The 20,517-nt window shown below is 63.8% G+C and carries 25 protein-coding genes and 2 tRNA genes; 13 read left to right on the top strand and 14 right to left on the bottom strand.

The window, feature by feature from the left end; all coding sequences use genetic code 11:
* Positions 1-243: 243 nt before the first annotated feature.
* A complete protein-coding gene (locus AC3WS4_RS24095; RefSeq protein ID WP_492740591.1) occupies positions 244-390 on the top strand; it encodes a hypothetical protein in 147 nt (48 codons plus the stop codon).
* A 191-nt stretch (positions 391-581) separates the two neighbouring features.
* On the opposite strand, the gene AC3WS4_RS24090 is transcribed toward AC3WS4_RS24095, so the two are convergent.
* Both AC3WS4_RS24090 and AC3WS4_RS24085 read right to left on the bottom strand, forming a co-directional pair.
* A complete protein-coding gene (locus tag AC3WS4_RS24090; protein ID WP_492740592.1) occupies positions 582-881 on the bottom strand; it encodes a LysR family transcriptional regulator in 300 nt (99 codons plus the stop codon).
* Entirely contained in the window at positions 878-1,534 is a 657-nt protein-coding gene (locus tag AC3WS4_RS24085; protein WP_492740593.1) for an SOS response-associated peptidase, read from the bottom strand. The genes AC3WS4_RS24090 and AC3WS4_RS24085 overlap by 4 nt, the downstream gene beginning before the upstream one ends.
* Before the next feature lie 832 nt (positions 1,535-2,366).
* Between AC3WS4_RS24085 and AC3WS4_RS24080 the strand changes: the two genes are divergently transcribed.
* Genes AC3WS4_RS24080 through AC3WS4_RS24065 form a run of 4 tightly spaced genes read left to right on the top strand, consistent with a single transcriptional unit; the run spans position 2,367 to position 3,622 of the window.
* Positions 2,367-2,750 carry a hypothetical protein gene (locus AC3WS4_RS24080; protein WP_492740594.1) on the top strand — a complete coding sequence of 128 codons (384 nt, stop codon included), beginning with the start codon at positions 2,367-2,369 and terminating at the stop codon, positions 2,748-2,750.
* Positions 2,747-2,929: a hypothetical protein gene (locus tag AC3WS4_RS24075; RefSeq protein ID WP_492740595.1), complete on the top strand. Its 183-nt coding sequence runs from the start codon at positions 2,747-2,749 to the stop codon at positions 2,927-2,929. Before AC3WS4_RS24080 ends, AC3WS4_RS24075 begins: the two co-directional genes overlap by 4 nt.
* A 1-nt stretch (position 2,930) precedes the next feature.
* Entirely contained in the window at positions 2,931-3,197 is a 267-nt protein-coding gene (locus AC3WS4_RS24070; protein WP_492740596.1) for a hypothetical protein, read from the top strand.
* Positions 3,194-3,622, top strand: a complete 429-nt coding sequence (locus AC3WS4_RS24065) for a thermonuclease family protein (RefSeq protein WP_492740597.1) — start codon at positions 3,194-3,196, stop codon at positions 3,620-3,622. Before AC3WS4_RS24070 ends, AC3WS4_RS24065 begins: the two co-directional genes overlap by 4 nt.
* A 116-nt stretch (positions 3,623-3,738) precedes the next feature.
* Here AC3WS4_RS24065 and AC3WS4_RS24060 read toward each other — a convergent pair whose 3' ends face one another.
* Both AC3WS4_RS24060 and AC3WS4_RS24055 read right to left on the bottom strand, forming a co-directional pair.
* The gene (locus AC3WS4_RS24060; RefSeq protein WP_492740598.1) at positions 3,739-4,167 is read right to left on the bottom strand and encodes a Ros/MucR family transcriptional regulator; all 429 of its coding nucleotides are present in this window, start codon (positions 4,165-4,167) and stop codon (positions 3,739-3,741) included.
* A 61-nt stretch (positions 4,168-4,228) separates the two neighbouring features.
* Positions 4,229-4,420: a hypothetical protein gene (locus AC3WS4_RS24055; protein ID WP_492740600.1), complete on the bottom strand. Its 192-nt coding sequence runs from the start codon at positions 4,418-4,420 to the stop codon at positions 4,229-4,231.
* 364 nt (positions 4,421-4,784) lie between these two features.
* Between AC3WS4_RS24055 and AC3WS4_RS24050 the strand changes: the two genes are divergently transcribed.
* The gene (locus tag AC3WS4_RS24050; protein ID WP_492740601.1) at positions 4,785-6,416 is read left to right on the top strand and encodes a recombinase family protein; all 1,632 of its coding nucleotides are present in this window, start codon (positions 4,785-4,787) and stop codon (positions 6,414-6,416) included.
* Here the strand turns inward: AC3WS4_RS24050 and AC3WS4_RS24045 are convergent.
* Positions 6,385-6,458 (bottom strand) — tRNA-Gly (locus AC3WS4_RS24045). The two genes, AC3WS4_RS24050 and AC3WS4_RS24045, sit on opposite strands and share 32 nt — an antisense overlap.
* Positions 6,459-6,558: 100 nt before the next feature.
* Here AC3WS4_RS24045 and dinB point away from each other — a divergent pair.
* Complete coding sequence (dinB, locus tag AC3WS4_RS24040; protein ID WP_492740602.1) at positions 6,559-7,677, top strand: DNA polymerase IV; 1,119 nt, start codon at positions 6,559-6,561, stop codon at positions 7,675-7,677.
* A gap of 92 nt (positions 7,678-7,769) precedes the next feature.
* Here the strand turns inward: dinB and AC3WS4_RS24035 are convergent, their stop codons facing one another.
* The gene (locus AC3WS4_RS24035) at positions 7,770-9,368 is read right to left on the bottom strand and encodes a peptide chain release factor 3 (RefSeq protein WP_492740604.1); all 1,599 of its coding nucleotides are present in this window, start codon (positions 9,366-9,368) and stop codon (positions 7,770-7,772) included.
* Positions 9,369-9,479: 111 nt separating this feature from the next.
* On the opposite strand from AC3WS4_RS24035, the gene AC3WS4_RS24030 reads away from it, so the two are divergent.
* A complete protein-coding gene (locus AC3WS4_RS24030; RefSeq protein WP_492740605.1) occupies positions 9,480-10,013 on the top strand; it encodes a hypothetical protein in 534 nt (177 codons plus the stop codon).
* On the opposite strand, the gene AC3WS4_RS24025 is transcribed toward AC3WS4_RS24030, so the two are convergent.
* Complete coding sequence (locus AC3WS4_RS24025) at positions 9,988-11,457, bottom strand: transglutaminase domain-containing protein (protein ID WP_492740607.1); 1,470 nt, start codon at positions 11,455-11,457, stop codon at positions 9,988-9,990. The genes AC3WS4_RS24030 and AC3WS4_RS24025 overlap by 26 nt on opposite strands.
* Before the next feature lie 256 nt (positions 11,458-11,713).
* On the opposite strand from AC3WS4_RS24025, the gene AC3WS4_RS24020 reads away from it, so the two are divergent.
* Positions 11,714-12,277, top strand: a complete 564-nt coding sequence (locus AC3WS4_RS24020) for a hypothetical protein (protein ID WP_492740609.1) — start codon at positions 11,714-11,716, stop codon at positions 12,275-12,277.
* Positions 12,278-12,402: 125 nt separating this feature from the next.
* Complete coding sequence (locus AC3WS4_RS24015; protein WP_056350503.1) at positions 12,403-13,203, top strand: enoyl-CoA hydratase-related protein; 801 nt, start codon at positions 12,403-12,405, stop codon at positions 13,201-13,203.
* A gap of 40 nt (positions 13,204-13,243) precedes the next feature.
* Here the strand turns inward: AC3WS4_RS24015 and AC3WS4_RS24010 are convergent, their stop codons facing one another.
* From AC3WS4_RS24010 to AC3WS4_RS23995, 4 genes are read right to left on the bottom strand one after another with little or no spacing between them, the layout of a single operon-like run.
* The gene (locus AC3WS4_RS24010; RefSeq protein WP_492740610.1) at positions 13,244-13,846 is read right to left on the bottom strand and encodes an HD domain-containing protein; all 603 of its coding nucleotides are present in this window, start codon (positions 13,844-13,846) and stop codon (positions 13,244-13,246) included.
* Between the two features lie 33 nt (positions 13,847-13,879).
* A complete protein-coding gene (locus tag AC3WS4_RS24005; RefSeq protein ID WP_492743034.1) occupies positions 13,880-14,482 on the bottom strand; it encodes a hypothetical protein in 603 nt (200 codons plus the stop codon).
* Positions 14,483-14,504: 22 nt separating this feature from the next.
* Positions 14,505-15,224 (bottom strand): COG3904 family protein, encoded by a 720-nt coding sequence (locus AC3WS4_RS24000; RefSeq protein WP_492740611.1) that lies wholly within the window; start codon positions 15,222-15,224, stop codon positions 14,505-14,507.
* Positions 15,199-15,711 carry a hypothetical protein gene (locus tag AC3WS4_RS23995; RefSeq protein ID WP_492743032.1) on the bottom strand — a complete coding sequence of 171 codons (513 nt, stop codon included), beginning with the start codon at positions 15,709-15,711 and terminating at the stop codon, positions 15,199-15,201. The genes AC3WS4_RS24000 and AC3WS4_RS23995 overlap by 26 nt, the downstream gene beginning before the upstream one ends.
* Positions 15,712-15,914: 203 nt before the next feature.
* Here AC3WS4_RS23995 and AC3WS4_RS23990 point away from each other — a divergent pair, with 203 nt between their 5' ends.
* A complete protein-coding gene (locus AC3WS4_RS23990; protein ID WP_056350496.1) occupies positions 15,915-16,358 on the top strand; it encodes an RrF2 family transcriptional regulator in 444 nt (147 codons plus the stop codon).
* Between the two features lie 210 nt (positions 16,359-16,568).
* Here the strand turns inward: AC3WS4_RS23990 and AC3WS4_RS23985 are convergent.
* Positions 16,569-16,644, bottom strand: a tRNA-Ala gene (locus tag AC3WS4_RS23985).
* A gap of 119 nt (positions 16,645-16,763) precedes the next feature.
* On the bottom strand, positions 16,764-17,087 hold the full coding sequence (locus tag AC3WS4_RS23980; protein ID WP_187140340.1) for a TIGR02300 family protein: 324 nt from the start codon (positions 17,085-17,087) through the stop codon (positions 16,764-16,766).
* A gap of 124 nt (positions 17,088-17,211) precedes the next feature.
* Here AC3WS4_RS23980 and aroA point away from each other — a divergent pair, with 124 nt between their 5' ends.
* Together aroA and AC3WS4_RS23970 are read left to right on the top strand one after the other, a co-directional pair.
* A complete protein-coding gene (aroA, locus tag AC3WS4_RS23975; RefSeq protein WP_492740613.1) occupies positions 17,212-18,540 on the top strand; it encodes a 3-phosphoshikimate 1-carboxyvinyltransferase in 1,329 nt (442 codons plus the stop codon).
* Complete coding sequence (locus AC3WS4_RS23970) at positions 18,537-19,166, top strand: (d)CMP kinase (RefSeq protein ID WP_492740614.1); 630 nt, start codon at positions 18,537-18,539, stop codon at positions 19,164-19,166. The genes aroA and AC3WS4_RS23970 overlap by 4 nt, the downstream gene beginning before the upstream one ends.
* On the opposite strand, the gene AC3WS4_RS23965 is transcribed toward AC3WS4_RS23970, so the two are convergent.
* Positions 19,150-20,439, bottom strand: a complete 1,290-nt coding sequence (locus AC3WS4_RS23965) for an adenylate/guanylate cyclase domain-containing protein (protein ID WP_492740615.1) — start codon at positions 20,437-20,439, stop codon at positions 19,150-19,152. The two genes, AC3WS4_RS23970 and AC3WS4_RS23965, sit on opposite strands and share 17 nt — an antisense overlap.
* Positions 20,440-20,517 lie beyond the last annotated feature (78 nt).

The raw sequence follows: 20,517 nt of genomic DNA, 5'->3' as shown, positions 1-20,517 counted from the left end.
AACCAGCATCATATTATCCGAAAAGGGGGTCCCTCTTCGACGCCGATCGGGGGTCCCTTTTGAACGCCGTTTGACAAACATGCGCGCCGACCTGGCTGATAGCCTGCCCCACGTTGATCAGCGGAGCACTTCTCGACGGGTTCACAACGCTATAGGATTGGCACGCCACCCATTGGAGAGCTTTCTCCATTTCAACTGCGACGGCTCGTAGCGGGCTGTCGCCTTTGACCAATTGGAGGCATCATGACGGCAGACGGACACACCGACCTGAACACCGATCGCAAGGACTGGAAAGCGCCTGAATTGCGCTCCATTGTGCCCCTGCGCCGAACTGCCGGTGGTATCGGCGATCTGAATGATCAGGACACGGTTTTCTACAACGCGTCCTAAAGCTCCGAACTTTCGCTGTCCTAATTTAGATGGCGGTTTCACACCGCCACTATGAGTCACGAACCCAAGTGGAAAACCGGCGCGGTCGCCATCGAGTTTTGGCTGCTGACCGCCCTAGTCGCCGGAGCGTTCGTTGCGGGGCTAGTTTCCGCCGTCGGGTATCTGCTGGGCTGATTCCCCGTGCTGCGGCCTCAACTATTGGGGACATCGAAATCTCCCGAAACAATCGCCTGCGCCTCGCGGCTCGCTTCTGCCAGGACATACAAAGCTTCGGTAACTCGGCCTAGATAAAACGAGCCAGCAGGCGTGAGGGTGAATGATCCGGGCTTGCCATCCACGAGTGCAAAACCGAGCTTTGTTTCCAGCGACGCTATTCGGCCTCCAATGATCCTTCCCGCCACGCCAATCGTGTGGCCGGCGCGCGAATAGCTCCCCGTTTCCGCGACGAGCTGGAGCGCCACCAACTCGTTGATTTTCAGTTTTGAGATCAAAGCGGCGACTTGTCGTCTGTTGCTGCTGCCGTCCGCCTAGCGAACCACGGATCGACGGACCGATCGACTGCCAGCCGGTCGGCAGGATATTGCCGAACCCGCTCCATTACCTCCTCTGCGGGCGCGCGCAGCCATGTGTCGTGCTCGTCAGGATGCAAGATCACCGGCATCCTGTCGTGGATATCCCACAGTTCCGCCGTCGCATCGACCATGACGCCAGAATAGGCGTCGCCCCATTCATCGGTGGGGCGCCAGAGGCCCGCCCAAGCTGCGATTGGCTGGTCGGCAACGCTGATCCATGTCCGGGTCATCTTGCCCTTCTCGCCCTCAGCCTCGGCGAATGCCGTGAACGGGATAAGGCACCGCTGCGACGGCTCGACGAACTGCTTTCGCCAGAACGTCCAGAGCTTGTCGTCGCGCAGATTGTTGACCGGCTGCGGCTTGTTCGGCTTCCCCGTGCGCTTGTTGAGCGTGTGCCGAGGAAAGCCCCAGGTCATCGATTGGAGGATGCGCGCGCCGTCATCCTCGCGGACGACAATGCCGGGGTAGCCGGGATAGACCTCGGCGGGCGCATTGAAGCTATACTCGCGGGGCGTTTTGAAAAGGTCCGCCATCTCCGCCACGGTAGATTTGTTGGTGTAGAGGTTACACATGCGGGGGAGATTGTCGCTTGGTCCGAGCCAGAGTCAACCGCTGCTGAGAATGACAGCTAGCGACCGTTTGCGGACAATAGCTGCTAGGCGTAAAACTGTCTGGTTGTGACAACATGAGAGGGAGGCAGGGGTGTCGATTTGGAAGCGATACATCGCATGGATTGACAATAGCATGGGCGATGGATGGCCCAATATGAACAATCTACCGTCATTGGTTCCTATCGTTCCACTAACTCTCGTCTTTGGTCCACTCGTCTATTTAGACCCACCAGAAATTACTCGGCATTGGATTGTCGTTATTGCGGCTATTCCGACTGCCTGTTTATTTCTTATTTGGGCTTGGCGGGCCTGCCTCGCCTGTCGCAGGCAAATGCGGATCATCAGGGGCCAAAAACGCTAAGCGTTTCGCCCCCTTTGGCAGCGCTATTTCACGTCTGCTTTCCACCCCATTTCGGACGTTCAACGTCGCCGTCGCAACTGCCGCTTCCATTCGTGTATGTCCGGCATCCGCGACTGCCGGGTGGGATTGTCACGGCATAAATCCAGTGTCGCCAATGAACGCGGTCGCTTCGCATAGAAGCACTGCAAGCACCGCATCCGCTTCCGCACCTCGGGCAGGTGATCGCGCCAGCCCCGGCGCTCGAACAGGTACCACAGGGCGTGTGGGTCGAAGATGCCGACGTTCCCGCACTGGCACGACACCTTGATCGTATTGTGCCTCACTGCCGCGTCGAACAGGTCGCGGATAGGGTTCGCCAGCTCTCGACTCATGACTCGACAATTTAGAACGAAAAGAGAACAATGGGGCAAGGAAGATTCGAATTGGAGACGCATGGTGACCACGATCGAGAGCAAATACCGCGGCTTGGAGCTTTGGGACGTCGATGACGTTTCGCCCGCCGTGAGGGATGAAGCCACGGCTGCCGCGCTCGCGGTGCTGGACGCCGAGGGCGTTTCGCCTATCGAAGCCCGCTATGCGCAGTTCGGCCTAGAGGGGATGGATGATCGCGGCGACTTGGACGACGACGCAGACCTTGCCTCGGGCGGCGTGGACGAGGACCATCTAACGGCTGGGCGACGAGCTGAGGCCGCTGCAGCAGAGATTATCCAGCGATTGGCGCCCGACCGCGCTGCGCCGTACATCATGCTCGGAGTCGAGGAGTGGGCACTCGACCAGTACCAGGCAACTCAGGTTGATCGGACGAAGAAGGCATGACGGTGAACATGGGGCACAATGGAAAGCCTGACGCCGACCGTATTGCCGACTATCTCGAAGGCAAAGCGCGAAGGTTCAACGATCGGGCTGGCCGGACGGGCGAGGCCGAATTGCGGTCGCAGGCCACGACGCTCAATGCAGCCGCATCGGATATCCGTGCGCGGTTGTTCGAGGACTGACATGCACCGGATGGACCGCCAAGACTTGCGAGACAGCTTCTTCATCAAGATCAAGACCATGCGCCAAGGAAGGCACCGGAGCGGGCGCCACCCCATGCCCGACCTCAAAGACGACAATCTCGCCGGCCAGCTCGCGGCCGCCCTCGTGGATATTGTGGATGGCGATAGCCGCATGGTCATCAGGACCGAGGAAAAGCCCCAGTCGCACGGCGTGCACGGCAAATGGGGAATAGACGAGCCTTGGCCCGATGGTATCGAGCCGAAATGATCCTCGCCATATTGCTCGCCTCCATCGTTCCTGCCGGTGAGTCGTTCGACTGCACGCCTACGGCGGTTTGGGACGGCGACGGCCCCATATGGTGCGCTGAGGGTCCGCATATCCGCCTGTCGGGCATCGCAGCGCGCGAGATGAACGGGACATGCAGTACGGGTCACCCCTGCCCCTCCGCCGACGCGGTAGCCGCTCGCGATCACTTGGCGGCACTGGTCGGCACGCCTCGCGGCTTCCTGTCGTCGGGCCATGTGAAGGTTTCCGGGCCGACGATGCGCTGCCGCTCGGCTGGCGGGGCCGGCGGAAATCGTACCGCCGCCTTCTGCGTCTCGCCGAAGTCGGGCGACCTGTCCTGCGCAATGGTGCGCGATGGCTACGCGGCGCGGTGGGACCGCTACTGGCAGGGTCACAAATGCGAATAAGTACGCCAGCAACGGCGCAGGTGCTTGCTGTCGTATCCGTTGCGTTTACGCGCTGGCTGCTCGGCAAGATTCCATATTACCCCACGGGGCATACGTCGAAACTGATACCGTCCAGATCAGCGCTTCTTCGTCACGCTGGCCTTGCGGCCGCCGCCCCGCCCCTTCGCCCCGAGACCGATCTCTTTTGCCATGGATGAGCGCTGCTCGGAATATGCCGGCGAAACCATCGGGTACGAGTCCGGCAATGCAAATCGCCGACGGTATCCCTCTTCATCAAGATCATGGGCGCTGGCGAGGTGTCTACGCAGCGTTTTCAATTTCCGTCCGCACTCCAGGCACGTCAGGCTGTCCAGCTTAACGGACGATCTAACTGACACTGCCGGGACGACTTTCTCCACTGGAACCGGAACGGGCTCTCCAAGGCCAGCCAAGGCGGAATAGACGCCGCTGATGAGATGGGGCAAATCCGCGATGCTTACGCTGTTGTTCGAAACGAAAGCCGCCGTGATGTCGGCGGTGAACGTCTTCAAGTCTTCGGAATCCATGATGGGCTGCCTTCAATAGGAGAGGGTTTGTGCAAGTCATAATTTCGAATCGGAGTCCAGATCAGGCCTCGAATTTCGTAATGAGGTGGCGCCGCAATACCCGCTCCTCCTCCTCGCGGCACCAAGCCCAAGCGCCAGCTTCTTCAGTCGAGCCGGTGGTCTTCCTATAATAATCGGAGAGCGGCTTGCCTTGAAATTCGATGCGCCCCTTGGCCCACCACGTTTTTCCGCGACGATATGGAGTGAGAGACATCCACTTCTCCTGTTTGTAGCTGTCGAAATGAAAGAAGATCCGATAACGATATCATTAGTCCATAGAATCTACTCAATTTACTCTATTTTCTGCAAAACTCCTCGGTCGTCAATAAGAAAATAAACAATCTAAAATAACAACTAAAAGTTGCTATTCTTCCACACGGTTCACATCTCAAGTCAAGCGCCGCTTGACTTTAGGCGAATGGCGGGATTCGTGATACTTTGCCTCGCTGTCAAAGGAGCGAGTAGAGTGACCTCCACCTCCCCCAACCCGCTGCTCCTGGATTTCGTCCACGCGCTTGCGCGCATCGCTGCGGCGCGCGACAGTGCTCCCCGTCATTCGTCATCGAATCGATCTACTCATGCGAACACTGATCTACGCCCGGTTCAGCAGCGCCCTTCAAAATAGGCGCTCGATCGACGACCAGGTTTCAGCCTGCCGGACGCGCTGCGAAGCCGAAGGCTGGACGGTCGTCGACATCTTCACCGATTATGCGATCGGTGGCGGCGCCGGTGTGTCCGAGGATCAGCGCCCTGGCATGGCAGCAATGCTCAACCGCCTCGACGCCGGCGACATCGATCAGGTCATCGCGGATACCACCAGCCGTATTGCCCGTGGCGTCGGTGACAGCGACCATATTCGGAAATGCATCATCCACGCGGGAGCACGGCTGTACACCCTCGCCGACGGGCAGGTCGACAGTCTGGTCGGCGGCATCAAAGGCGTCATCGATGAGCATATGCGGGTCGAATTGGCCCACAACATCCGCCGCGCCCAGAAGGGTCGTGCAGCCGAAGGCCTCTCGCCCGCCGGCATCGCATACGGATATCGGAAAGTCCTGAAGTTCGACGACCGCGGTGAACAGATGAAGGGCCTCCGCGAGCCCGACCCCGACACTGCGGAGGTTGTCGTTCGGATATTCACTGAACACGCCGCGGGGAAATCGATCCGCGACATCGTGAACGGGCTGAACGCTGACCGTATCCGACCACCCGGCGGGAAGTTCTGGCGCTCGAACACCGTCGCCGGTTCCTCGAAGCGCGGCGACGGAATTCTGCGCAACCGGCTGTACCGCGGCGAACTGGTCGTCGGCAGGACGCAGAAGACGATCGACCCGCGGACGCGCAAGGTCAGGATCAAACCCAAACCCGAGTCCGAATGGCAGGTCACCCCGGTGCCGCATCTCCGCATCATCGACGACGCATTGTGGGCAGCCAGTGATGCCGCGCGACAGACCTATTCCGGTCGAACGCTGCAGCAGACCGTGCGACCGAAACGCCTGCTGTCCGGTTTGGTGAAGTGCGGCTGCTGCGGTTCCGGTTACATCGTCGTCCGTCCCGAACGGTGGGGCTGCAGCGCGCATCGGGAAGGTGGCAGCGCCGTATGCTCCAATGAACGGACGATCCGCACGAGCGACCTTGAGCGACGCGTCCTCGGTGGGCTGTCCGAACAGTTGCTTGATCCCGACCTCGTGTCGGCGTTCGTGAAGAAATATCATGCCGAGCGGGTACAGCGGTCCCGTGCAGAAGCGCAGCGGGATGCCGGGCTGCGCCGAAAGCTCACTGATGCAGAAGGCCGCGTGCTGCGACTTGTCGAAGCCATTGCGACGGGCGGCGGCGAATTCGCGGAACTGCGTGTTGCGTTAAGCGATGCCACCCGAGACCGGGACGCGCTGAGTCAGGCACTCGCCGACGCGGACGCCGGTCCCGTGGTCGCATTGCATCCGCAGCTTGCCGACGAGTATCGCCGACTCGTTCGCGACCTAGCCGAAGCGCTCGCAGATCCTGCGGCGCGAGTAGAAGCAGGTCCGTCGCTGCGCGCAATGATCGACGCGATCGTCATCACCCCGAAGGACGCGCGGCAGGGCGTCGACATCGAGTTGACTGGCCACCTCGCGGCCATGCTGGAATTGGCCACCGGGAAAAGCCCGAAAACGCGTCAATCTGGAGGTATGATCCTGTTGGAGCGGGTAGCGGGAATCGAACCCGCCTAGCTAGCTTGGAAGGCTAGAGCATTACCACTATGCTATACCCGCTCACCAAGGCCGGCGGCGATTGCCATTTTGGTCCGCCTTCGTCAAGCGCCGCGTCAGGCACGGCATTGAGAACATTTTGGCAACATGCTAGGCTGCGGACGTGGAAGACGGCGACGATCAGGCTGTGGACGCCGCGGACACCCGGGTCCGCAAGATCATCCATGTCGACATGGATGCCTTTTACGCGTCGGTCGAACAGCGCGACGACCCGGCCTTGCGCGGCAAGCCGGTTGCGGTCGGCGGGTCTTCGCGGCGCGGCGTGGTCGCGGCCGCGAGCTACGAAGCGCGCAAATTCGGGGTACGGTCAGCGATGCCGAGCGTCACCGCGAAACGCCAATGCCCGGGCCTCATCTTCGTGCCGCCGCGGTTCGAGGTGTATCGCGACATTTCGCACCAGATCCGTGCGATCTTCCGCGACTATGCCGACGAGGTCGAGCCGCTGTCGCTCGACGAGGCCTATCTCGACGTGTCTGCCGACAAGGCCGAGCAGGGCAGCGCGACCGCGACCGCGAAGCTGATCCGCCGCCGCATCCGCGAGGAAACCGGACTCACCGCCTCGGCGGGCGTCTCGTACAACAAGTTCATCGCCAAGCTGGCGTCGGACCAGAACAAGCCCGACGGCATCACCGTCATTCCCCCCGGCAAGGGCGCGGCGTTCGTCCAGACGCTATCGATACGCCGCTTCCACGGCATCGGGCCGGTGACCGCGGCGAAGATGGAGGGGCTGGGCGTGTTTTCGGGCGCCGATCTCGCGGCGAAAGACCCGATGTGGCTGGCCGAGAATTTCGGCAACAGCGCCGAATGGCTGTTCAACCTGGCGCGCGGCATCGACCATCGGCGGGTGAAGTCGAACCGGCCGCTGAAGTCGCTCGGCGGCGAAAGGACCTTTTTCAACGATCTGATCGGCGACACCGAAATCCGCGAGGCGCTCGCGCATGTGTGCAGCGTGGTGTGGGACCGTGCCGCCAAGAAAGGCGCGCGCGGGCGGACAGTGACGCTGAAGCTGCGCTACGCCGATTTCAGGACGATCACGCGCGCGAAGTCGGTGCCGGCGCCGATCCTCGACGGCGCGGCGCTGCTCGCGGCGGGCGAGGCGATACTCGCGCCCTTGCTACCGACCGAGCAGGGGATCAGGTTGCTGGGGCTGACGTTGAGCAAGTTCGAGGGCGAGGATGACGACGAAGCGGCGGGACCGGCCGATCTGCTGAGCCTTATTTGATCGTCATTGCGAGCGAAGCGAAGCAATCCAGAGTGGCGTAAACCGCTCTGGATTGCTTCGCTTCGCTCGCAATGACGCGCTTATTGAAGGCCCTATTCCGCCAACGCGCCCAACCGCCGTTCCTTCGTCGCCGTAAAGCGGATGTCCGGATTGCGCTGGGTGATATAGCCCACCTCCCAGCCGTCCTTCGCCATGAACACCGGCGCGCCATCGCGGTCAGTGGCGCTGGCGCCGCGGTGTTCGGACTGGAACGCCTTCAGCTTCGCCGGATCGTCGCAGGCTATCCAGCGCGCGGTTTCCCAGGGCGACTGTTCGAGCTTCGCCTCGACCTTATATTCGGCGTCCAAACGGCTGATCAGCACCTCAAGCTGCAACTGCCCGACGACGCCGACGATCATGTTCGCCCCGATTTCGGGGTAGAAGACCTGGATGATCCCCTCCTCGGCCATGTCGTCGAGCGCCTTGCGCAATTTCTTGGTCTGGGTCGGATCGACGAGCGCGACGCGGCGCAGCAGTTCGGGGGCGAAGTTCGGCAGGCCGGTGATCGTGATGTCGGTGCGTTCGGAGAGCGTATCGCCGACGCGCAGCGTGCCATGGTTCGGGATGCCGATGATGTCGCCCGGGAAAGCCTCCTCGGCCATTTCGCGGTCCTGCGCGAGGAACAGCATCGGGCGGCTGATCGCGATCGCCTTGCCGGTGCCGCCCTGCATTAAACGCATGCCGCGCTCGAACTTGCCCGAACACAGCCGCATGAACGCGATGCGGTCGCGGTGCGCGGGGTTCATGTTCGCCTGCACCTTGAACACGAAGCCGGTGACGGCATCGTCGGCCGGATCGACCGGCGCGGGTTCGGCGGGCTGCGGCTGTGGGCCCGGCGCGTGGTTGGCGAGCGCCGACAGCAGGTCGATGATGCCGAATTCTTTCAGCGCCGATCCGAAATAGACCGGAGCCAAGTCACCGTTGCGGTAGGCCGCAACGTCGAAGGGCGCGTAGCAGGCCGATGCCAGCTCGGTTTCTTCCTTGAGCAGCGCGAGCGCGCGCTCCGAAAGCTCCGCTGCCAGCGCCGGGTCGTCCAGCCCCGCAACCTTGGCGCGGTGACCTTCATACATCCGCGACGCGTCGCCACCCGGCTTCATGATCGCGGGATCGACCAAATCGTAAATCCCCTCGAACTGTCCACCCATCCCGGCCGGCCAGTTCATCGGGCACACGTCGAGCGCCAGCCGCTCGGCGATCTCGTCGAGCAGCTCGAACGGCGGCAGGCCCTCGCGGTCGACCTTGTTGATGAAGGCGATGATCGGCACCGAACGCAGCCGGCACACCTCGAACAGCTTAAGCGTCTGCGGCTCGATCCCCTTGGCGGCGTCGATCACCATCACCGCGCTGTCGACCGCGGTCAGCGTGCGATAGGTATCCTCGCTGAAATCCTCATGCCCCGGGGTGTCGAGCAGGTTGAAGATGAGCCCCGCATGCTCGAAGGTCATCACCGACGAGGTCACCGAAATCCCGCGCTGCTGTTCGATCTTCATCCAGTCGGAGCGCGCGCGCCGCGCGGCCCCGCGCGCCTTGACCTCACCCGCGATATGGATCGCGCCGCCGGCGACGAGCAATTTCTCGGTCAGCGTCGTCTTGCCCGCGTCGGGATGCGAGATGATGGCGAAGGTGCGGCGGTCGGGATGCGGAGCGATCATGGCGCGCGCCTAGCAGCGGCGCGGCGGCGTGGGAAGGGGCTGGCCTTTAGCGATTGCCCGGCGCTGCGATGTCTGGCATCTTTTGCCGACGGAGAGAAATGGAGGCGAGTGATGTCCCTGTTCCCGCGGATTCAAAGCCCCTGCCCCTATAAGGGCAAACTCAGCGACATCATGGACGGCGACACCTGCCGCCTCTGCCACCGCGAGGTGCATGATATTTCCGATCTGTCAGGCGCGGCGCGCCAGGCGCTGGTCGCGGGATGCAGCGACGAGATTTGCGTGAGTTACAAGGTGCCCATAAAATCGGCGCTCGCCGCGATGGCGCTGAGCGCGAGCATGGCGACCCCGGCCTATGCCCAGATCGACGAGGTGCTGGCGGTCGACGGCGAACCCACCAGCGGCGAATATTGCCTCGAGGATAATTATATCATCGTCGGCGGGCTGAAAAAGCCGGGCGAGGTCGAATGGCTGACCGCCGATCTCGACAGCAACCTGCCCGACATGCCTGTCGTCTATGACGACGAGCCGGCCGCGGTGACCAAGGCGACACCGGCGTCCGCGCCCGTCGATGCCCCGACGGACGCCAAGACGCGCGACGATCGCGATCCCCCGCCTTTGATCAAGGATCGGCCGGCCGCCTCCTGACCTCGGATATCGCGCGCCAGTCGAGCAGCGCGGCGATCTGGTTGGCCTCGACCATCGCCTCGGGCTCGCCATCGCCGAGGCTGAGCGCGATATGCGTCGCGTCGAAGCCGTTCAACGAAATATCATAGCTTTTCCAGCGCCCGTCGACGAAGGCGATCACCCAGCTGTGCGGCATGAAGGCGTTGCTGGCGCCGTGATAGCGCCCCGGCGAAAAAACCAGCCCGTGGACGACGCGCACCGGAATGTCCGCCGCGCGGCCAAGCGCCGCGAGCAGCAACGCATCCTCGGTACAATCGCCCGCCCGCCGCCGCCAGGCGGTGCGCGCCGAGACATAACCGTCGAAATCGATGCGCGGCAGCCGCGCGCGGGCGACGATCGCGAGCCGCGCCATCACCGCATCGTCGGTCTTCGCGCCGCGCCGCGCCTGCGCCGCCTTCTCCTTGAAAACGGCGTCGTTGCTCTGAACCCACTGGCCCGGTCGCCGCCAGCGTTCGAGATCGGCCGCCGCCGGGGCGGATGCCGGACCACAGTCCTGGCAGATGTCGACCTGCCAGCCGTCGCCATCCGACTTGACGCGTTGCTCGCCGGTTTCGGGGACGGTGACGGGCACGTCCGCGGGAAGCCCGAAGATATAGCGCATCTGCCCAAGCGCCGCGCGCTGCGTCATATGGATATTGGGGCGATATTGTTCGTGCGCGACGATGCGACCGCGCGACAGCATATCCGTTTTGGTCGGCGGACCCTCGTCGCGATGCCACGACCGCCCACTGCCGAGCAGCGGCTGGCGCGCCGCGGCCAGCTTGCCATCGGCATAGTCGAGCCAGCGCACCGACTGCAGCCGCCCGCCGCGCGACAGCGTCAGCACCCAGCCATGATCGGTGCCGTTGCGTTTCGCCAGCGCCAGCTCGACCGGCCGGAATTGCAGCGACACGGGATCGAATTCGGCGATCGACCAGCTGCGCGGCGCGGACGGTTCGGTCAAAAAGGGTGCCAGCGTGTCGGGATCGCCGATCGGCAACACGGGCAGGACGGCGCTCACCGCGTGCCGTTCGCCCTCGTTGACGGCCTGCCCCGTCAGCGCGGCGCCCGACCGTTCGAGTTCGACGGTGAGTATCCGGCCATTGACGCTGCGCCGCCACCGCCAACGTTGCGGACGGCCATCGGCATCGACCGCGATCTGTAGCGTATCGCTGAGTTCGGTCGGGCCGTGACCCGAAACCGTATAGGCGGTTTCGAGTTGCCGAACGCTTTCGCTGCCGCCCGCGATCACCACGGTCCGCTCGGTCTGGCGACCGATCAACTGGTCGCTCTCGCCGCTGATGGCGATCGCGACCTCGCCGCTCGCGGCCGCCTGCCCGCCCGCCGTGACAGCGCCCGACAGCAGCAGTCCCACCAGCGCTGCAAAGCGGAGCGTGAAATTCGTGCGCGTTGCCGCCTTCGCCATCGCCCGCCATCGCCCCCTTCCAAATCAAACCCGCTCCCGCCCGCAACGTCGCGACGGTCCGCGTCGCTGTCAAAGGAAAAGGCCCACCAGATCGGACTGGATTCGCGGCGCAAACGGGCGCAGGCTGGGCGCATGCGGAACCCCCTCTTCGCCCCATGCGCCCTGTTGCTGTCCGCCTTGCCGACCATCGGCGCGTTGGCTCAGCCGCCCGCCGTCCCCGCCGCGGCAGCGCCCGGCCTGATCGGCGAATATCAGCTTGCCGAAGGTCCCGACGTCGGCGGCGGGCTGGAGGATCGCGCCCGACGGGACCTTTCTCTATGCGCTCTACGCCGGCGCACTCGACGAGCGCGCCGGCGGGCGTTGGGAGCAGCAGGGCGACGCCGTCTGCCTGTTCACCGAACCCCGGCCGGTGCCGCCCGCCTTCGAAAAGGCGCCTCTGATCGATGTCGATGACGCGCAGCCGACGATCTTCGTCAGCTGGCCGACCGGCGAAGGCGTCGCGGGGGTCACCTTCACCATCGGCTTCGACAGCGGCGATCCGGTCGAGGATTATACCCAATATTATGGCTGGACGATGCCCGAGGACGACAAGCGCGTGCCGCGCTGGGTCGAAGTGCGCGAGCCGATCTATGATGTGACCGCGCCGCGCTATGAACTCGGCCCCGAGGACAAGGGGCGGCTGCATGTGCGGCTGGTGCCCAATGACATGGGCGTGGTCGATTTTCAGGGCGCCTGCCTCAGCGCGAACGGCGACCGCTTCGTCCTGCGGCGCAGCGACGGCGAACTGCGCTTCGCGCGCGTACGGGTGGACGAAGAATAAGGCCCCTTCGGCCCACCGCTATCAAATCCACCCGCCCGTCGCCCCTTGCACTTTCGCCGCAAATCGGTCACAACTTTACGTGAACGTAAAGGTAAAGCCAAAACCCGCGAGAGGAGTTCTTCCCCATGACCACCCCCACCTATGAGATGATCAAGCTCGAAGTCGCCGACCATGTCGCGACGATCACCCTCAACCGCCCCGAGCGGCTCAATTCGATGCCGCCCGCGATGGCCGACGAGATTCGCGACGCGCTCGATCACCTGCCCGTCCTCGGCGCGCGCGCGCTGCTGATCACCGGCGAGGGGCGCGGTTTCTGTTCGGGGGCCGACCTTGGCGGCGACCGTGCCGCGTCGGCGGTCGGCGGCGGCGCCAACAGTCGCAAGGCGCTGCGCAACCACTATAACCCGATGCTGCTCGCGCTCGCCAATCTGAACATCCCGGTCGTCACCGCGGTCAACGGCCCCGCAGCGGGCGTCGGCTGCAGCTTCGGCCTGTCGGGCGACTTCACCTTGGTCGGCAAGTCGGCCTATTTCCTGCAAGCCTTCGTCAACATCGGCCTCGTCCCCGATGGCGGCTCGTCGTGGCTGCTGCCGCGCCTGATCGGCCTGCCGCGCGCGACGCAGATGATGATGCTGGGTGAAAAGATCGGCGGCGAACAGGCGGCTGAATGGGGCCTCGTTTACAAGTGCGTCGACGACGCCGACCTGCTGACCGAAGCGCGCGCGCTCGCGACGCGGCTGGCGAACGGCCCGACGGTGTCGCTCGGCACGATGCGCCAGATTTTGCGCGCCGGCCTGTCGCAGAGTTTTTCGGAAACACTGGACGCCGAGGCCAAGGGCCAGTTTGTCGCGGGTAACAGCGAGGATGCGGTCGAGGGCGTGCTCGCATTCGTCGAGAAGCGCAAGACGGCCTTCAAGGGGAAATAAGGAGAGCGTCGCCCCCGCGCAGGCGGGGGCGACGCTCCAGTTACTCCGCCGCTTCCTCGACCATCACCTTCTTGTAGATGCTCGTGCGCGGGTAGGAGCAGAGCCGCATCACCATCGGCTCGAAGAATTCCAGGCTCTCGCTGTCATAATCGGGGTCGAACGCCGGCGCGTCATATTTCTCGCAGAATTCGGCGCATGCCGCATAATGCGGGCTATCCTTGAACTGGTCGCGCATGTCGCGGTCGAGGCCGAGATAGTGGAAGAAATAATGGCCCTGGAAAATGCCGTGGTGCTGGACGATCCACAGATTTTCTTCCGACAGGAAGGGCTTGAGGATCGCCGCCGCGACGTCGGGATGGTTGAACGCGCCCAGCGTGTCGCCGATGTCGTGGAGCAAGGCCATCACGACATATTCCTCGTCGCGCCCGTCGCGATGCGCCCGCGTCGCGGTCTGCAGGCAATGTTCGAGCCGGTCGACCGGAAACCCGCCATAATCGCCGCCAAGCAGCATCAGATGCTCGAGGATGCGCGTACCGTTCTGCGGCGCAAACTCCTTCTGCTCGCGCGCGATGATGTCCCAGTCCTGCTGGGTCCCATCGATCATCGAACGGAAACTCGCGTGGTCGTGCGTCATATCGGTCATGGCAGCCTCTCCTGTTTTGGCGGGCAGCCTAAATTATTCGTTCCAATTTGCAACGTTATAGCCGTGAAGCTCCTCGGGCGTCAGGCATTGGCGTTGCGGCGCCTGGCCTGTGGACGCATTTTCGCGATCGAGCGTCCCGGTAAGCAGTCGGCGCGAGACCCCCATCCGGATCAGATAATCGGAGATTCCGAGGCTCTGCCGCGCGATGTCGGCACCGGAAACCGACGTCGCCGTCGGTTCATAAAATTGCCCAAGATCGAACACAGCCGTCGGATCGACGGACCGAATACGCCCGCTGAGGAACAACAGGGCACACGCGCCGGTGCAGCCCGCACCCGGGGGAACATGCACCACGAAATTCCCCGCCGACCGCAGAATACGCCCGGCTTCCATCGCGCTATTCCTGTCGTCCCCTGACGCATTGAAATGGATTTTCCCGATATCGGGATGGTCGGCGAGCAACGCCTTAAGCCGCATCGGAAGGTCCGGTCCGATCCGGCCTTCGAGAAATAACGTCTCTACACCGTCCGACTTTTGCAATTCCATTTGCAAGACCGGCGCATCCCATCCCGAACGGGTCGGCGCGCAATCCGTCGCACGATCGGGGGTGGCCGCAACCAACAGTACGCCGAACAATCCTCCGGCGAAGATGCGCGCCCTAGTCAAGCTTATAAGTAACCCCATACTTCAAAGCCTCGTCGAGCGTCAGGCAGCGCCGAGTCGATTTGTCTTCCTCGGTCGCGACGGCCTGTTGCCGGTACATGATGTCGGTCAGCAATTTGCGTGACACGCCCATCTTGATCAGGAAGGCGTTGTCTTCACTCGCGAGCAGCGCCGAATCCTGTTCGATATTGCCGATGAGTTCCTTGGTCGCATCGGTGCCCATCGCAACGCTCATATCGATCGCCGAACGATCGCCGGTGCGCGTGAACATATGGACCATGAACACTCCGCCAGGATCGATCATGCGCGGCTGCCCGCCCATGAATATGAAATTGCACGCACTGAAGCACGTCCAACCGTTTGGAACACGCGTACCCAGTCCGAAGTTCGACCGGATGATCCGGCCCGCCGCATTGCCTGCGCGCGCATCGCCCCCGGGCGACCGCAGCCAAACTTCGGCAACATCGGGATTCGCTTTCAAGGCTGCGGCAAGACGATCGGGAAGTCCCGCATCGACACGGCCTTCGGCGAGCATGACCTTCATGTCGCCGTGCTTTTCGACCTTCAGCGTCATCGTCGGATTGGCCGACCAGTTCGGATTGAGCGGACAGGTCGGGTTCGCAGGATCCATGCCCTGCGCGCCGGTCAGTCCGACCAGTGCGAAGGCCGCCAATGCCAGTCGTGGCAGTTTACGCCGCCAAGACATAACGCGCATCGCCCGGGCCCTTGCACATGCGCTTGGAGACCTGCGTCTCTTCACCGTCGACGATGATGAAATCGTTGACGTTCATGCACTTGCGACCGCCGCTTTCCTCATTAATCGACGCCACGGTCGACGACCCGCTGACATTTTCGCGCGTCGCGCTCGTCCAGTTCGACGTCGCGCCGATCTCTTCTCCACGCGTCACTTCCTCGGTCGCCGCCGCAGCCTGCAACTGCTCGCCGGGATCGAGGCGGCACGCGATCGCGTCGGTCAGCGTGCCCGCAACCTCTGCGGTCGGCAGGTAACTGCCGAAACCGGTCTTGCCCGCCGCATCGCCGACAGCGTCGCGGATCACGCCGCCCAATATGCCGCGCCCGACGCTGCTGCCCTTCTTGCCCTTGGGGCAACCGCCATTGTCCTTCTCGCTCGGACTCGGCGTCGGGGTGGGCGACGTCACTTTACGCAACAGGCCGCCAAACTGCGCCTGCGCTGGCGCCACCGCCAGCAGACATGCGGCCAAAACCGCCGGCGCTGTCAAAATCTTTCGCATTCCATCCGCTCCACGCAACCACGCCCGCAACCGGGCACCCTGCGACCCCTGTAGGGGCGGTTCATGCCACCCGCTGTGATTTTCATCAACTCTTGCCCGAATGTCATCCAGACAGGTTGAATTAAGGCTGAATATGTAACACAGGATGAACCATGCTGTCGCAAAAGACCCGCTATACGATCCGCGCCTTTCAGCACCTCGCCGACCATTGGGGCAAGGGGCAGGTCCAGCTCGCGGATATTGCGGAGGCGCAGAATATCCCGCCCAAATTCCTGACCGTGATTCTGTCGGAAATGGCGCGCGAAGGGCTGCTGCTGTCGCAGCGCGGGCGCGACGGCGGCTACCAGCTCGCGCTGTCGCCGATCGACATCAGCTATGGCGACCTCGTCCGCCTGACCCGCGGTTCGCTCGCGCTCGTGCCCTGCGCCGCGCGCAACGCGCACGAGCATTGCAAGAACTGCCTGCCCGAATCCGAATGCCGGATGCGCAGCCTGATGCTGAAGGTGCGCGACGACACCGCCGCGATCCTCGACCGCATCAACCTCGCCGATCCGATCGCGATGGAACCGGTGTTCGAGAGCGAAGCCGCCGAATAACCGCGAGGCCGACGCTGTCAGGCGTCGTGCTACCCTTCTCGGCCCTCTCCACCCCTCGCTTCGCGAGCGGCCCCCTCCCCATGGCCTGCGGCCACAGGGAGGATTTAAACGCCCGCCACCGCCCGACACCGGTCATCCCGCTGCCGCATTTCCAATGCACCGGACAGGCAACAAAAAAGGCCCGCGTCGGCGGGCCTTTTTGGAGAGAAATGGTGGAGCCTAGCGGGATCGAACCGCTGACCTCCTGCATGCCATGCAGGCGCTCTCCCAGCTGAGCTAAGGCCCCACAACTTCGTGATCGCGCCTGGGTGACTGCGATCGGGTGGCCGCCTTTAGCAGTGCCGGCGACCGATGCAAGGGGCCAAATGCATCTGACGATGCCTTTTTGGCCCCCCGCGTCAAAAATCAGGTTTCGACGTCGTCGTCGTCCGCGGTCGCAACGCCCAGATCGTCGTCGCCGCCGAGATCGACGTCGTTGTCGGGCGAATCGCTGTCCTCGTCGACATCGACGTCCAGATCCAGATCGTCGTCGGCCTCGGGTTCCTTGGCGACCTTGCCCGGCTTTTCCGCTTCCTCGAACGGCATCGGCTGCTTCGATTTCAGCACCGATTCCGGAATCCAGTTGTAACCGCAATTGATGCAGGCGACCGGATCATCCTTGGTCAGATCATAGAATCGGGTGGCACATTTCGGGCAGCTACGCTTCGTGCCCCATTCAGCCTTTATCATAAATTCCTCATAACCTTCTGGAAAGAGATTAGAATTTCTGGAAAGCGACGGTTGCCTGCGCGGCATCCATCAAATCGGCGTGCGCCTTGCCAGATTGCAAGGCCGCTGTCAAAAGCCGCACGCCATGACCGATCACACCGCCACGCCCCGCAGCTTTTCCGCTTCCGTTCCGCTCAAAGGTAGGGTCGCGATCCCGGGGGACAAGAGCATCTCGCATCGGTCGCTGATGCTGTCGGCGCTCGCGGTCGGCGAAAGCCGCGTCACCGGGCTGCTCGAGGGCCATGACGTGCTCGCCACCGCCAGCGCGATGCGCGCGATGGGCGCCGACATCGAACGGCGCGACGACGGCGAATGGCGCATCCACGGTGTCGGGGTCGGCGGGCTGCTCCAGCCGCGCGAAGCGCTCGACATGGGCAACAGCGGCACCTCGACGCGCCTGCTCATGGGTCTCGTCGCCAGCCACCCGATCACCGTCACCTTCATCGGCGACGCCAGCCTGTCGGGACGTCCGATGGGCCGCGTCATCGATCCGCTGAGCCAGATGGGCGCCGACATCACCGCCTCGCCGGGGGGCCGTTTGCCGCTGATGCTGCGCGGCCTCGCGCCCGCCATCCCCCTCGCCTACCGCCTGCCGATGGCCTCGGCCCAGGTGAAAAGCGCGATCCTGCTCGCCGGACTCAACACGCCGGGGATCACCGAAGTGATCGAACCGGTGCCGACCCGCGACCATAGCGAGCGCATGCTGCGCGGGTTCGGCGCCGATCTCAGTGTCGAGACCGATGCCGACGGTACGCGCCACATCCGCATCCTTGGCGAGGCGGAACTCAAACCACAGACGATCGCCGTTCCCGGCGACCCTTCGTCGGCCGCCTTCTTCATCGTCGCCGCGCTGATCGTACCCGGCTCCGACGTCCTCATCGCCAATGTCGGCCTCAACCCGACCCGCGCCGGGCTGATCGCTGTGCTGCAGGCGATGGGCGGCGATATCGAATTGCTGGGCGCGCGCGAAGTCGGCGGTGAACCCGTCGCCGACCTCCGCGTCCGCCACAGCATCCTCAAGGGCGTCGCCGTCGACCCCGCCGTCGCGCCGAGCATGATCGACGAATTCCCCATCCTCTTCGTCGCCGCGGCGCTTGCCGAGGGCCGCACCACGACGACCGGCCTCGACGAATTGCGCGTCAAGGAAAGTGATCGGCTCGCGGTGATGGCGACCGGCCTCAAAGCCATCGGCGCCCGCGTCGAGGAGAGCAAGGACGGCCTGATGATCGACGGCACCGGCGGCGACCCGCTTCCCGGCGGCGCCACCATCGCCGGCCATCTCGACCACCGTATCTGCATGTGCTTCGCCATCGCGGGGCTGGTCAGCAAGGCGCCGGTGACGATCGACGACATCGCACCCGTGGCGACGAGCTTCCCGAATTTCGAGGCGCTGCTCGCCGGACTTGCGCAATGATCATCGCGGTCGATGGCCCGACCGCATCGGGCAAGGGCACGATTGCCCGCGCGATCGCGGCGCATTTCGGGCTGCCCGTGCTCGATACCGGACTGCTCTATCGTGCGGTGGGCTATCAGACCCAGCTCAACCATGGCGACCCCGACGACGCCGACGACGCACTCGCCGCCTGCGACTTTCCGGATGCCCTGCTCGACGATCCGGCGCTGCGCTATGAAAGCACCGGCGGGCTCGCGAGCCGCGTGTCGGTTCACCCCGCCGTCCGCAAGGCGCTGCTCCAGCGCCAGCTCGATTTTGCGGGCCAGCCGGGCGGCGCGGTGCTCGACGGGCGCGACATCGGCACGGTGATTGCGCCGCACGCCGACGCCAAGCTGTTCGTTACCGCCAGCGCCGAGGAACGCGCGCGCCGCCGCCATGCGGAGATGCTCGGGCGCGGCGTCGATATCGGCTACGACGCCGTGCTCGCCGACATCCACGCCCGCGACGCCCGCGACACCGGGCGGACCGAGGCGCCGCTGCTGCGCGCCACCGACGCGATGCTGCTCGACAATAGCGACATGGATGTGGCCGAAGGCATCGCCGCCGCGATCGCCTTCGTCGCGGAGCGGGTCAGGCGACCCAGCTGATATCGGGCAGCGCGTCGACCGCGGGCTTCGCCGGCGCGGCGTGGTAGACGGCGGTTTCGCCGACGCCCTTCAACATTTCCAAATGCGGCGGGCCGAATGCGCCGCGGTCCTTCGCCCGCAGCCAGGTGCTTTCCGAAATCGCGATCCCGTTGACCGGCGCCGTGCTCTCCAGCCGCGCCGCCATGTTCACCGTTTCGCCCCAATAGTCATAGGCCATGCGCGTCGCGCCGATCACCCCGCCGACCACCGGTCCGCTGTGGATGCCAACGCGCAGCCCGGTCTCGACCCCGGCGAGCGATTGCAGGTCGTCGACGACTTCGAGCACTGATCGCGCAAAGGCGATCGCGGTATCGGCGCTGTTGCGCGCGGTCAGGTTGCCGCCGGCGATCGCCAGATAGGCGTCGCCGATCGTCTTGACCTTTTCGACCCCGTGCTGCGCCGCGCAGCGGTCGGCGTGGTTGAAAAAGGTGTTGAGCAGTTCGACCAGATGCCCCGGCGACACCCGCTGCGCGAGCTTGGTAAAGCCCGCCATGTCGATGAAGATCACGCTCGCGTCGGCATAGGAATCGGCGACGAGGCGCCCGTCGCGAATCCGCTCGACCGCGGCGACCGGCAGCATGTTGTAGACCAGTTCCTCGTTCCGTTTGCGCTCGGCCTCGAGTGCTTCGGCCAGCGCGAAGGCGCCGCGGCTCGACCGGTCGATCGCGAAATTGATCGCGACCATGATCATCGCGCCGCTGAGATAGGAAAGCAGCGCATACCACAGCCCCGCGCCGTGGCTTTGCACCGCCAGCACCGTCGAGAGGAAAACCACGACATCGAGCGCCAGCCACAACAGGAACAGGCGCGGTCGGCTCGCCAGAACGACCGCCGCGAAAGCGCTGACCGAGAGCCGGTTCATGACGCCGACCGCGTGCATTTCCTCCTGCATGTCGATCAGTTCGTCGAACAGCACCAGATTGATATGGCCGAGCAGAAAGACGATGCCGAGCAGCGCGGCGAAATCGATTCCCGACCGCGCGACATATCCGGACCAGAAGGTCGCGCCGATATAGGCGCCGGCGAGGATCAGCATGCAGCCGAAATAGACCGCGAGTGTCGCCGTATCCTCATGACTGACGAACAGCGGGTTGGCGATCGTATAGGCGAGCGCGACGAGCATGAAGAGCACGCCATAGATGCGCACGAAGGGCAGCCGCAGCTTCCGCGCCGTTTCCTGGAAACGCGCCTCGACCGCCGGATCGGCGAAACTGCCACGATATGCCGCTTGCATGAGACCCCTCTCGATTGCAGCGGGACGATAAACCCAACATCTTACGATGGCGTTTATCCGTGCTTTCGCCTTGCCCGC

Source organism: Sphingopyxis sp. EU05-FHT14B03 (assembly GCF_058790875.1).
This window is presented reverse-complemented; position numbering and strand designations above follow the sequence as displayed.